9 protein-coding genes are annotated in these 13,514 nt (G+C 60.1%); all 9 read right to left on the bottom strand.

Annotated features, from left to right (window positions below; genetic code table 11):
• Positions 1-41: 41 nt before the first annotated feature.
• Positions 42-701, bottom strand: coding sequence for a trimeric intracellular cation channel family protein (locus HF916_RS00550; protein WP_168787421.1), 660 nt, complete (start codon positions 699-701; stop codon positions 42-44).
• Positions 698-1,966 (bottom strand): M20 family metallopeptidase, encoded by a 1,269-nt coding sequence (locus HF916_RS00545; RefSeq protein WP_168788927.1) that lies wholly within the window; start codon positions 1,964-1,966, stop codon positions 698-700. Before HF916_RS00545 ends, HF916_RS00550 begins: the two co-directional genes overlap by 4 nt.
• Before the next feature lie 215 nt (positions 1,967-2,181).
• Positions 2,182-3,654, bottom strand: a complete 1,473-nt coding sequence (locus HF916_RS00540) for an MFS transporter (protein ID WP_168787420.1) — start codon at positions 3,652-3,654, stop codon at positions 2,182-2,184.
• A 170-nt stretch (positions 3,655-3,824) separates the two neighbouring features.
• Positions 3,825-4,322, bottom strand: coding sequence for a MarR family winged helix-turn-helix transcriptional regulator (locus HF916_RS00535; RefSeq protein ID WP_168787419.1), 498 nt, complete (start codon positions 4,320-4,322; stop codon positions 3,825-3,827).
• Between the two features lie 1,636 nt (positions 4,323-5,958).
• A complete protein-coding gene (locus HF916_RS00530) occupies positions 5,959-8,358 on the bottom strand; it encodes a penicillin-binding protein 1A (RefSeq protein WP_168787418.1) in 2,400 nt (799 codons plus the stop codon).
• A 365-nt stretch (positions 8,359-8,723) separates the two neighbouring features.
• Positions 8,724-9,728, bottom strand: coding sequence for a lysylphosphatidylglycerol synthase domain-containing protein (locus tag HF916_RS00525; protein WP_168787417.1), 1,005 nt, complete (start codon positions 9,726-9,728; stop codon positions 8,724-8,726).
• Entirely contained in the window at positions 9,725-10,585 is an 861-nt protein-coding gene (gene hpnK / locus HF916_RS00520; protein WP_168787416.1) for a hopanoid biosynthesis-associated protein HpnK, read from the bottom strand. Before hpnK ends, HF916_RS00525 begins: the two co-directional genes overlap by 4 nt.
• Positions 10,585-12,006, bottom strand: coding sequence for a hopanoid biosynthesis associated radical SAM protein HpnJ (gene hpnJ / locus HF916_RS00515; RefSeq protein ID WP_168787415.1), 1,422 nt, complete (start codon positions 12,004-12,006; stop codon positions 10,585-10,587). Before hpnJ ends, hpnK begins: the two co-directional genes overlap by 1 nt.
• Positions 12,007-12,090: 84 nt before the next feature.
• Positions 12,091-13,314 (bottom strand): bacteriohopanetetrol glucosamine biosynthesis glycosyltransferase HpnI, encoded by a 1,224-nt coding sequence (gene hpnI, locus HF916_RS00510; RefSeq protein WP_168787414.1) that lies wholly within the window; start codon positions 13,312-13,314, stop codon positions 12,091-12,093.
• Positions 13,315-13,514 lie beyond the last annotated feature (200 nt).

The following is a 13,514-nucleotide window of genomic DNA, read 5'->3' as shown; positions in this document are numbered from 1 at the left end:
AAATGCCAGTCCGCCCGGCACTTGCGGCGCCAGAATTCAGATCAATTTCGCCCTTGACTGCGTCGCCGTATGTATTCACTTCGTGTGACGTCCGCGAAGGTCGGAAGCCGCCAATGAAAATGGAGCGACAGGAGACGCAGGCCCAGGCACACGAAGGTTGCAGCCCACGGTGTCCAGGGCTTTGACAGGCCGCGTTGTTCGCATACGACCTGGATCACCGCGCCCAGCAGTGCGGCTGACGCGTAAATTTCCCTCTTGAGGATGACCGGTACCCGTGCCAGTAGCACATCGCGTAATGCCCCCCCGCCAACCGCGGTCGTCACGCCCAGCAATATTGCGACTTCTGCATTGTGGCCGTACGTCAGTGCCTTTTGAGCACCAGATACCGCAAACAGCCCGAGGCCGACGGCATCGAAGAAAAGAACTGGCTGTTGCAGTCGCCTCACGTGCCGGTAGGCGACGATCGTCATCAAGGCAGCGATGACCGCGGCGACCAGATAGCGCCAGTTGGATAGGCCGGCCGGCGGTACTGCCCCGATGCACACATCACGCACGATGCCGCCGCCACATGCTACAACGAAAGCGATTGCAACAATCCCGAAGAGGTCGAGGTTGCGCTGCTTCGCTGCCACAGCGCCGCTGATGGCGAACACGAACGTGCCGACCAGATCCAGCAGCAGATACAGCGCATGGCCGCTCACTCAGGCGCGCTCCCTTCGCAAAGCCAGGCTGCTGCGGCGCACACCATCGCCTGCAGACCCGTTTTCAGCGTCGGATTCAGGGTCGGCGCATATTTTGGGGAATGGTTACTCGGCAGCAGGTTAAGCGTCTTGTCCGCCTTTGCTTTCGCATACACTTGCGGATCGGTGCCACCCGCAATCCAGAAAACGTAAGGGACGTTCCAGCGTCGGCCAAACACGCTGAAGTCTTCGCTGGCGGCGGCCGGACGGGTTTCGAAGGCGTGATCGCCAAACTGTACCTCGAATGCCTGCGCGACACGCGCGGTTGCTTCCTTGTCGTTTTCCGTTAGCGGGTAACTACTGAGCGTCGTGAACTCGGGTTCCCGCGGCGCATTGGAGGCAACGCATTCGGCGCAGCAGATGCGCCGGATCGCCGACAGCATGTACTCTCGCACGTCTTCATCATAGGTACGCATGTTCAGCTTGAGCGTGGCGTCATCGGGAATGATGTTTTCTTTCGTGCCAGCCTGCAGCGCGCCAATCGTGAGGACGGCGCTGTCGCTCGGCGCGATTTCGCGCGATACAATAGTCTGAAGACGCATCGTCGTGGATGCTGCCATGATCACCGGATCAATCGACGTCTGCGGCTGCGATCCATGCGATCCTCGCCCGAACAGTTTCACCTTGATGCTGTCACCCGCGGAGAGAATCGTCCCACTGCGGTATCCCACCGTGCCTGCCTCTCCCACCATCACGTGCTGCCCCAGAATGATGTCCGGCTTTGGAAACCGCTCTGCCATGCCGTCGTCCATCATGCTTTGCGCGCCTCGACCTATTTCCTCGCCTGGCTGAAACACGGCCAGCACCGTTCCTTTCCACGATTCCCGGTTTTCGGCCAGCAGGCGCGCCGCCCCCATCAACCACGTTACGTGAAGATCGTGCCCGCAGGAATGCGCAACACCGACCTCGACGCCATCTTCATTCTTTGCGGTGACAGTGCTCGCGTACGAAAGTCCGGTTGCCTCCGTGACCGGAAGGGCATCCATATCCGCGCGCAGCATGACCGTAGGGCCTTCACCGTTTCGCAGCACGCCCACCACGCCAGTCACACCGACGTCGCGGGTTACTTCGAAGCTATGCGCAGCCAGATAATCGGCGGCAATGCGCGCGGTACGCACTTCCTGCATCGACAGCTCCGGGTTTTGATGCAGATCCTTGTAGACCGCCTCGAGTTCCGGAAGCAGTTCGTCAATGCGACCAGTCAGCGCCGTCATGAACGTATTCATAAGTCCTCTTTCAATAATTTCAAAACTTACGTTTCCACACGTTAACTGCGGCTTTGACACGATAATTGCGTCAACCGTGAGGTATCCCGGTGGCTGTTGCCGGTAGATGCGCACGGCACGCATTGAGTCTACCCCCGCCTTCTGCAGGCCACAATCTGGGCGGTCGGATCACCCATCGTTGGGTTTGTTCGCAATTGCACCAGATCGAGATTCATCTATCGGGTTGAGTCTGCCGGAGCGCCGGATGCCTTAAGATTGCCTTTTGATATCGTCCACATGATGGCAATCATCGCGATCACGACCATCAGCACGTTGAACAGCAGTGCGATGGCAGCCGCATAGCGGAGGGCAAGATTGTCGGTTCGCCCGAGGGCAATGTCAGCCATCGGTGAGAGTCCCTCCCTGTGGCTCAGTGCGGTAAAAATCGCTGCCGAGATAGCAACGCCGAAAGCCGCTCCCAGCGACGACGCCATCTTGTAGATGCCCGAGGCCGATCCTGCCTTGTCGTTGGGGACGTTGGACAGAGCCGCATCGGTCGACGGCGTAGCATAGAAGCCGAGGCCGATACCAAACAACGTAAAGCCGAAAAACGCCACCACGATATATTGCTTCGCGAGCAGGAACGTGAAGGTGGTCAGCAGGATGCCTAACCCCGTGATCGCGCAGCCCAGCAACATCGGCTTGCGCGGCCCCCACCGCTGCAGCAGCTTTTCGCCGACACGAATGGTAGCGAGGATGGCAACCAGATAGCCGGTGGTCATCAATCCCGCCTGTAGCGACGAGAGTCCCGCGCCTTGCTGGACCACAGATAATGCCACCAGCAGCGTGCCCGCCGCGCCGTTAAGCAGGAAATTGGAAAGTGTCGCGCCCGAGTAAGGCCTGTTGCTCAACAGACGCAGATCGACGAACGGGTTGTCGCCGTGGGTCTCGGCATGGAAAAAGATGACTGCGCCGACCATGAAGACGGCGATCAAAACCAGAGCCGCCGGGCTCAACCAGCCCAATGCAGAGCCTTGACCGATCAAGACGTTCAGCGCCACCATCGCGACCACAAAGGCGATCAGCCCGATCCAGTCGAAAGGCATCGGGTTGCTCTGCTTAATCTTGCTTTCCGGCGTGCCTCTGATTAGCAGATAGCTTGCCGCGGAGATTGCGATGGACATCCAGAAGATCCAGCGCCAACCGATCGTGGACGCGACCAGACCTCCAAACAATGCGCACAGCCCTGAACCACCCCAGGAGCCGATGGACCAGAAACTCAACGCGCGCTGGCGGGCTGCGCCATCGTAATATGCCTTCATCAAAGCCAGCGTGGCCGGCATGATGCATGCGGCCGACAGCCCCTGGACGATGCGCCCCGCAATCAACCACACGGCAGTGCCGGTCGGCGAGGCAGCAATCAATAGCGAGCCGATCGCGTTCAGCGCCAGCCCCACAAGGGTCAGCCGCACGCGTCCGAATGAGTCCGCGAGTCCGCCTGCGACAACGATGAAAATCCCCGAGAACAGCGCGGTGATGCTGACCGCGATATTGCTGACATTGGTTGTGACGCCCAGATCCGATGCCATGGCCGGTGCGACGTTAAGAGTGGTCTGGGCGAACAGCCAGAAGGTGACGACGGCGAGAACGATACCGAAAATGAGCTTGTCGGTACCTTGATGCGACGTTGAATTTCTTGTTTCCTGCATGGTTTTCCTCAATTGCTTCGCGCTAGCGGACACGATCATGGGGACTGAAGGCGTAAAACAGCCACTCCAGGTCGCTGCGGCCATAGGCCATCACAATGGCGAAAGCCCGAAACGCGACTGACTCTCTCCCACGCATGACTCAGGTATCCCGGTCCACATCGGGCACCGCGTCACCGTGCGTTGCTAACACGCTGCTGCGCGTCGCATCTGTTCGACCCGTTGGGCCGAAGATCCGGGGCCGTCCACTCCATGCGGAATGCCTCGACGAGCTTGTCCGCAATACGGTTGAGTTGCTTGCATTCCATTACCGACAGTGTCGACAACATCTCTGCCTCCAATTTCAGGCCCAGTCCATCGGTCTTTGCACGCGTGCGCTTGCCCGCCATTGTCGGCCAAAGCTGGAAATGACGCGCATCGTCCGGGTGAATGGTTCGGCGGATGAGCTTGCGCTCAATCAGTTCAGCAAGAAGCTTGGAGAGCAGAGATTTCTCAATCAGCGCCTGGCCTGTGAGGGCCGTTGCCGTGACGCCGGGTTTATCGCAGATCAAACGCAGCACACGAAGCAAACGCACGTCAAGGCCACATGCTGCCCTGTATGCCGTGTTTGCCTTATTGATCATCCCGGTTTTAATCAGATCCAGCTTGAAGGTGAGGTATTGCTCAGACATCGTGTCTCTGGGAAGTGCGCATGTTTCCCGGCGATCGGTAGCATGCCTCCTCGCAGCCTTGACCACTCGGAATTATCCAACTTGCTCTGCGCAGCGGTCGCAGAGTCCCTCTGGTTCGCCGCATGTCCGGACTATCGCATGCGAGGAACGCCCATCAAAGTATAGCATTAGTTGCTTCTCGTGCTAGTTGAATATCGCAACCAATTATCCGCCAGATCTCAAATGTCGTGTACAGGCCTTGAGCTGAATTTGTCGAGCCTGGAAGCAGCCACCTCTCGGCTACGGTGCCGATGCTGTCGATGCGCCAATTGCGGCATTGCCTCATCATCATATGAGTTCGATCTCGGCCATGTTCAGCCAAGTGCACCGTCCGGGGCGTGCGCGAATTCAAAATGATTCCACAGCGCTTTGGCGTGCATGACGGGACCCGTAGAGCGCGCAGACGTGTGGGTGTTGGGGCTGTTCATCACGAGGCCATTCATTGGGCGCTCCAGCCAGGCCCCGGCGATGTCCCGCACAAAGCGGGACCACCGCGCCCTATTTCCGGGGGTCGGTGACTTTGGTGCGACGCCGTCCGCTAGAGATTCTGATGCCATGAAGACGTTACATACGCCGCAGCGCTCGTATTCGTGGTCTCCCACGCAGAACGCCCTCGCGTCGCCTCGATCGGTTTGCGGATGTGGCGAATCAATTGTTGGGGTGCGTCGTTATACACCGCGGGGAGCGCTGCATCGTTGGGTCGCGAGCACGTTTCCATGGTGGCTACGAACTCAGCGTTCGGTTCCGGGCGGAGTGACCCGGCCTATCTTGCCCCTTGGCTTCCGTTTGATCATTTGAGCGCGCCGCACCGTCCGTGCGAAAGACTATCCACCCCGCGACCGGCTCGCCCGGTCCGGATCGCTCCCCCGCGACTCATCGCAATGAATCGGGACTTAAGCCAGCCATCGGTCCTGTCGTCGTAGACTCTTTGTCTCGGCGGCCTTACCAGCGTCGTTCCTTAGCTACCGTAAGCGAAACGTTTTTTCGCCGGCTCAATCTTGCGCGCGTTCACGTGCAACACGGCTGCCACGTCTTCCAACGAGCGACGGGACGGCCCTCTGAAGTGATGTCGCGAATCGGTAGAAAGAGAGCGTTGACTGCCTGGCGTGACTGATGCGAACCGTGCTCACACCCGCTTCGAGTGAGTCGATTTCTGCTGCGGTCAGGTTCATTGCGAATTTTTCCGTTCCCAGATTTTCACGCGGCTCGCTCGCATTCAGAATGTCTTTCGCCGGCCCACCCGTCACCGACACTTCACGCAGGCCACGACACAGGTTCAGTGCGGCGCACAGGTTTCGTCCTCAGAATCCCGATCGCGAATTGCCGCAGGGATGAGTCATTCGCGTGGTCGGGTGCGCTGATGATATTTTCAGGAACGCAGGCAATAGCTTACGCGAACAATGTTCGACGTTCTCCGTCTCCGACATCTCCGGCTTTATCGGACCCTAGCTGCTTGGCCGATCGGAGCTAACCTCGCCGGACACCCCGACGAGTACATTCTATGAGGCCGCCGCTGGCGGCAATCGCTGAAACGAAGCGCCCGCTCATCGGGCGCGGCGTCGCTTTACATGTCCGCACGGTGCAGGTGCGACAGGCGCTAGGGCCGTCGGAACAGATTCATGATGTCCTGTTTCTCCTGTTCGCCGACCTGCTCAGGCGCGGCCGCCGACGCTGCACTCGACTCGGCGTCCAGTGAAGCCTGACTGACGCCGACCGTGGCGATGAAACCATGCCCAGGCGTGAAGTCATCGAAATAAAGCTCTGAGCCGATTTCCGTGACGTCGTCGGGCATCGGCATCTTGTACTCCGGCACGCCCTTCAGCGCGCGACCCATGTATTCGACCCATACGGGCAACGCGAGGCCGCCACCGGTTTCCTTGTCGCCGAGACTGCGCGGGTTGTCGTAGCCGATCCACGCGATGGCGGTGAGCGTGTGCTGGTAACCGGCGAACCATGCGTCGCGCGAATCGTTGGTCGTGCCCGTCTTGCCGCCAAGGTCGGTGCGTTTCAGTACATTGGTTTTCGCACCTGTGCCGCGTTGCGCGACGCTTTGCAGCAGGCTGTTCATCACGTACGCATTGCGCGGCTCGATTGCGTGCGGCGCGCTTTGCGCGGCCACCAGCGGTTGCGCATGCGCGACCACCATGCCACGCTGATCCGTGACTTCGGCGATCAGATATGGGTTGATCCGATAGCCGCCATTGGCGAACACCGAGAACGCGCCCGCCATCTGCAGCGGAGTGACGAGACCGGCACCCAGCGCCATCGGCAGATAAGCCGGGTGACGATCCGCGTCGAAGCCGAAACGCGTGATGTACTGCTGCGCGTACTTCGTGCCGATCTGGTTCAGGATACGGATCGACACCAGGTTCTTCGAGCGCTGCAACGCGGTGCGCATGGTCATCGGGCCGTCGAAGCCGCCGCCGTAGTTCTTCGGCTCCCACGCCTGGCCGCCGGTCTCAGCCGCGCTGAAGAAGAGCGGTGCATCGTTGATCACGGTTGCCGGTCCGAGTCCCTTTTCGAGCGACGCCGAATAGATGAACGGCTTGAAGCTCGACCCCGGCTGACGCCACGCCTGCGTGACGTGATTGAACTTGTTCTTGTTGAAGTCGAAACCGCCGACCAGCGCGCGGATCGCGCCATCTTGCGGGATCACCGAAACAAACGCGCCTTCCACTTGCGGCAATTGCGTGATCGACCAGTTGCCGTCGTCGTTCTTGACGAGCCGGATGATCGCGCCGGGCCGCACGCGTTGATTCGGCTGCGCGCGCGGACCGAGCGCGAACTGCGCAAAGCGCAGGCCGTCACCTTGGATCGTCGCGACATTGCCGTCGATGAACGCAGCCTGCACCTGCTTCGGACTCGCCGCGGTGACTACCGCGGCAATGATCTCGCCGTTGTCCGGGTGTTCGAGCAGCGCGTCGTCGATGGCCTGTTCGCGGTCGTCGGCGTCGGACGGCAGATCGATGAACGCCTCCGGGCCGCGATAACCGTGACGCCGTTCGTAGTCCATCAGACCTTTGCGCAGCGCCCGGTAAGCGACGTCCTGGTCGGCAGAATCGATCGTGGTCACCACGTTCAGGCCGCGCGTATAGGCTTCCTCGCGATACTGCGCGTACATCATCTGACGTACCATTTCCGCGACGTATTCCGCGTGCACGCTGAATTCCTTGCCCGCGCCCTTGACCACGAGCGGCTGTTTGCTCGCTTCGTCGTATTGTTCCTGCGTGATGTAGTGCAACTCGTACATGCGCTGCAGGATGTACTCCTGACGCACCTTCGCACGCTTCGGATTGACGACCGGGTTATACGCGGATGGCGCCTTTGGCAAGCCGGCCAGCATGGCCGATTCCGCCAGCGTCAGATCCTTCAGATCCTTGCCGAAGTACACGCGCGCTGCGCTCGCGAAACCGTAGGCGCGCTGACCGAGATAGATCTGATTCATGTACACCTCGAGAATCTGATCCTTGGACAGCTTCGACTCGATCTTGTACGCCAGCAGCATCTCGTAGATCTTGCGCGTGTAGGTCTTTTCGCTGGAGAGGAAGAAGTTGCGCGCCACCTGCATGGTGATCGTGCTCGCGCCTTGCGTGGCGTGGCCATTGGTGAGCGCGACGAAGCCCGCGCGCGCGATGCCCATGAGGTCTACGCCGCCGTGATCGTAGAAGCGTGCGTCTTCGATGGCGAGGATGGCCTTCTTCAGACTATCGGGCACATCCTGAATATGGACGATGTCGCGCCGTTCCTCGCCAAATTCGCCGATCAGCACATGGTCGGCCGTGTAGATGCGCAGCGGCACCTTCGGCCGATAGTCGGTCAGCGCATCGAGCGACGGCAGATTGGGCGTGGCGACGACGAGCGCATAGCCGAGCACCAGCAGCACGCACAGAACGCCTGCGACGATCAGACCCACGAAGCCCAGGATGAGTTTCAGCCACAACGGGCGTTTGCGCTTTTTTGGCGCGGGCGGCGGGGACCTAGGAGACGTACTTTGCATAGAGGCACTGACAAGGTTCTGTTGCGATAAGGCGGATCGCTATCCTGTACGGGGCAGCATGAATTACGGATGCTCGATGAAGACGGTGAACCGGGTGGTAGCCCGCGTGCCCAGATATCTGGATTATCCGTTCAGCGTGCTCGGGACTGGCGCGCTCAAACGTGTAGCCTCGTGGGAGAACCGGCCGCCTCAAAGAAATAATTTCAGTGCGTGCCGTATCGGTCGATCATTTGAAACCCACAGCGCTGCCGCTGCAGGAGGCTCCGGTAATGAACAAATCGCTGCTTCGCGGACAAGCGGCCCGTTGGCAAAAGCCAGACACATAGGCGACGCGCAACATCCACGTCGAGAACCTCACTGGATCTTTACCCCACGCGCCCCTCCTGCGCCGAACCGGACCCCGAACGAACTATTCGCTCCCGCACGAGCTCCGCCACTTGCCACGAAGCAAGCGCTGTGCATCCAAACACCAACTCGCGCACTCTCTTCACCAAAGCTAGCGACAGCGCTACCTCACGATCGACACCGAACATCTGCGCGAGCAGCACAACCGCGGCGTCCTGCACGCCCAGTCCAGCCGGAATAAAGAATGCCGCGTGGCGGACCGCCTGGGTTATGGCCTCGATCGCAAGCGCGCCGGTAACCGAGACGGGATGGTCCAGCATGGCAAGCGCCAGGTAGGTCTCGAGCGAGCCTAGCGAGTATCCGGCGAACTGCCACAGGAAGCTGCGGAGTAGCAGCCCCCCGCGAGACATCAGCGCGTCGACCTCATGGTCAAGCTGCGCGCCATCAATGCCCCGCAATAGCGGGTGCGCATCGCCCAGCAAACCGGCCGCCCAACGCTCAATTGCCTGAAAGATGCCGCCACGGCGCACAATCACGACCGCCATGACCGGTAATGGTATGGATAGCAAAAAGGCCACGCCGATACTCCGCAGTGCATCCGCCTGCTGGGCCGACACGACGATCAGCACAATGCCCAACGCGGAAAACGCGTATTGAACGGCCATCGTCACGAGTACCTCGACGATGACCGATGCGCTCACGCCACAGGTGTCGGGCACACGCCAGCATGCCAGCCGGATGCCGACGATTTCCCCACCGATGCTGGCAACCGGCATCAACCGGCTCACGGCTTCTCGCACTGTTGCAATCCACCATAGGAACCAGAGCGGAGCACGCCTGGACAGCAGAAGCCGCCACGCATGGGCATCGAGTAATAACGGCAATGCATGTAGCGGTACAAGCCATAACAGCACAAACCCCGCTTGCCCGATCCCCTGTATGGCATCGCCGCCGCCATGATGCAAGGTAAGGGCAAGCAGAAGCCCGATCCCGATCGGAAGCCCGGCCCATTGGACCCGCCTCATATGGTTTGCAAACTGGGCGCGAACAGGTCAGCGAAGCCGCCCCGCACGGTGCCAGCGGCATCGAGCGCTGCGGCGACACGCGTGGACGTTAACGCAGCGAGTTCGTCCGCATGCCGGTATGACTTCATTCCCACCGTCAGCGGGCCGCCTCCTCCAGTCGCAGGATGACAGTAGATTTCTCCGACGCCTGCGGGCAGCCGAGCTATCGCATCAAGCAGAGTGCTCTCATCCAACTGCCCCGTATGCGCAATTCCGACAACGTAATCGTTATGCACAATGTTGGCGTGATCGAGCCGCGCGCGCATATGCGAGACCCACGGTTTGAGCCACAAGGGTGCATTGACATCAAAAGGCAGTCGCATCGCCCGCATGCCGTACTCTTTGCCGATTTCGAGAATCAGCGCGAGTACTGTGGGGTGCACATGAAAGTGCTTGTGCGTATTGACGTGATCGAGCGGCAGGCCCGTTCTCGCAAAAGCTTCGAACTGCGCGCGGATTTCTTTCGCGAGTTGCTGGCGCACGTGCGGCAAGAAGAAGAAACGGAATCCGTCGCGCACCATGTTGTTGCCGAACGACCCGTGAGCGTCGACCAGGGCGGGGATAGTGTCGCGCGACAGGGTTGCCGAACCGTCCGCCAACACCAGATGTAAGCCGACTCGCAGGCCCGGCAGACGCGAGGCCCGCTCGACAGCATCCTGTACTGCCGGCGCGCCCACCATCAGGCTTGCAGCGCTCAGCACGCCCTTGCGGCACGCCAGCTCGACAGCTTCGTTGACACGCCGATGCAGACCGAAGTCATCAGCCGTGATGATCAGCCTGCGATCTGTCTTCACAGGGGCGCCGGTTGCGCGCTCCATCACGCCTCGTGGGCGCGCAGGAAACGGAAGAATTCGACGCCCTCACGCAAGCGCCGTTTCATCATGTCCCAGCTCGTCAACATCTCACGCAGGATTTCCCAGATCTTCGACGGGCGGAAATAGAAACGCTTATAGAAGTTTTCGAGCTGATGGTAGATCTCGTCGCGCGACAGATGCGGATAGCCGATTGCCGCGAGCTGCACGCCTTCCTTGCTCACGAGATTGATCACCTTGTTCTCTTCGAGCCAGCCGTTTTCGACCGCCTGGTTGTAGAGCGTGGTGCCCGGATACGGCGCCGCGAGCGACACCTGGATCGTGTGCGGATTGATCTCCTTCGCGTACGAGATCGTCTTCTGGATCGTGTCCTGCGTTTCGCCCGGCAGACCGAGAATGAAGGTGCCGTGAATCTTGATGCCGAGCGTGCGGCAATCGTTGCTGAAGCGGCGCGCGATGTCGGTGCGCAAGCCCTTCTTGATGTTCAGCAGAATCTGGTCGTCGCCGGATTCGTAGCCGACCAGTAGCAGGCGCAGACCGTTTTCCTTCATGATCTTGAGCGTCGCGTACGGCACGTTCGCCTTCGCATTGCACGACCACGTCACGCCGAGCTTGCCGAGGCCGCGGGCGATTTCCTCGACGCGTGGCTTGAAGTCGGTGAAGGTGTCGTCGTCGAACATGATCTCCTTGACTTCAGGCATGTTGTCGCGAATCCACTTCACTTCCGTCAGCACGTTCTCGACCGAACGCGTGCGGTAGCGATGGCCGCCCACGGTTTGCGGCCACAGACAGAAGGTGCATTTCGAACGGCAGCCACGGCCCGTGTAGATCGACACGTACGGATGCTTCAGATAGCCGATGAAGTAGTTGTCGATCTTCAGATCGCGCTTGTACACGGGCGCCACGAACGGCAGTTCGTCCATGTTCTCGAGAATCGGGCGCGCTTCGTTGTGCTCGATCGAGCCGTCGCGGTTGCGGTAGCTGAGACCCTTAATCTGCGCGAACGGTTTGCCCTCGGCGACTTCCTGGCAGGTGAAGTCGAATTCCTCGCGGCACACGAAGTCGATCGCCTCGCTGGCGGTCAGCGAATTGTGCGGATCGACCGCCACCTTCGCGCCGACCATGCCGATCAGTAGCGATGGCTTGCGCGTTTTCAGGTCTTCGGCGAATAGCGCGTCGGTGGGAAAGGACGGCGTGCTGGTGTGGATCACCACCAGATCGTAATGCTGCGCGATGTCGAGCGATGCCTCGACGGACAGACCGTCGGCGGGCGCGTCAAGCACGCGGCTGTCGGGCACGAGTGCGGCGGGTTGCGCGAGCCACGTCGGATACCAGAATGAGCGGACTTCACGCCTGGCCTGATAGCGCGAACCCGCGCCGCCGTCGAAGCCGTCGTACGACGGTGCCTGCAAAAATAGTGTTTTCATGAGTGCTCCGCCTTCGAGGCTGATTCTGTTGATCGATTGGGATGCTGCACGAAATCGTTTCGTGCTGAACGGGTGTTCAAGTGCTTATCTGCCATCGGAAGCCTTCATGATTTCCGAACCTGGCTGCCCGACCCGGTTGTCCACGGGCAGGCGCTGGCCACGCCAAATCACATTCGAACCAACTGCAGCGGCCACCCACTGCACGGCCAGCAGGATGTCGCGCAGCGGCACGAGCGGAAGATCCCGCCAGAAGGAGCGCGAGTGGCGCGCGCTACGCGCGTGCAGCAACACTCGCGAAATGAGCCCCGCGATCGTGGTGAGCGCCATCGCCTTGGCGGCGAACAGATGCAAGGCGGCGCTGGTGGCTGCGCAGAGATGCAGCACGAGCAAAGCGCCCGCCAGTACCCACGGTGTTGTGAAAGTAATAAAGAGGCTGGCGAAGCCGGGCCGGTTCACTGACCGGATGGTGCGCAACCAGCGCGTTTCCCGTTGCCACAACATCGTGAAGGTTGGTTCAATAACATCCGTAGCCACCGTCACTTCCGATAGCACTGTGCGAAGACCAAGCGCGCGGACGTGTTCGGCGAGCCAGTAGTCGTCGGCAAGCGAATCCTTGATCGCCGCAAATCCGCCGATACGGGCGAGTGTCGCACAACGCAGCACCAGCGTCGCGCCAAATCCGAAGCGCCGGGAGCCGCCCGCGTGGGCAACGCGTACGGAAGGCGCGAACCATTCGTTGATGAACAGCGCACCAACGCGCGGCCAGAAACCGCCGACACCCTGCGCACGATAAAGACAGGTGACGACGCCCACCGACGGATCCGCCAGCGGCGCCGAAACCGTTATCAGGTACTCCGGCTCGACAGCGATGTCGCTATCGGCGATCACAATGATGTCATGCCGCGCGAGTCCGGCCATGTTGATGAGGTTGCTGACCTTCAGGTTGCTGCCGTGGACGCTGGAATTGATCGCAAGCTCGATATCGATGTGGGGATAGGCAGCCTGCAATCGTCGAACAATGGCGATCGCCGGATCACGCGGCGATGACACACCAAACAGCAGCTGAAAGCAGGGATGCGTCTGTTCGCAAAACGTTGCAAGATTTTCAAACAGCCGAGGCTCTGCGCCGCACAGCGGCTTGAGCACACTGACGGCCGGAAGCGGTCGGGAAGCGTCGATGAACGGGTCGCCGCTTCGCCTGGCTCCGAAGCTCGGCATCGCCAAAGCGGCAAAAGCGCCATAAATCACGGCACAGCAACACATGATCATCAGCAGCCACTGGCACGTCCACACGAAATGTGCCGTCATCGTGTACTGCTCCTCTTCGCCTGCCGCGCATCCGACTTCAAGCGACTCAACCGATTGTCACAAAAAACCCAGGTCCGCATCGCCTATCACTTTGCTTTGCATATTTTTTAACCACACATTTTTCCGCTTTTGCTCGGCGGCAAATAGGCGTCCTTATCTGCATTGTAATATTTGAAATAAATTCAAAATAATTGAAAGCA

Source organism: Paraburkholderia aromaticivorans (genome assembly GCF_012689525.1).
Taxonomy (GTDB): Bacteria; Pseudomonadota; Gammaproteobacteria; order Burkholderiales; family Burkholderiaceae; genus Paraburkholderia; species Paraburkholderia aromaticivorans_A.
The sequence above is the reverse complement of the archived record's forward strand: the minus strand, read 5'-3'. Positions and strand labels throughout refer to the sequence as shown.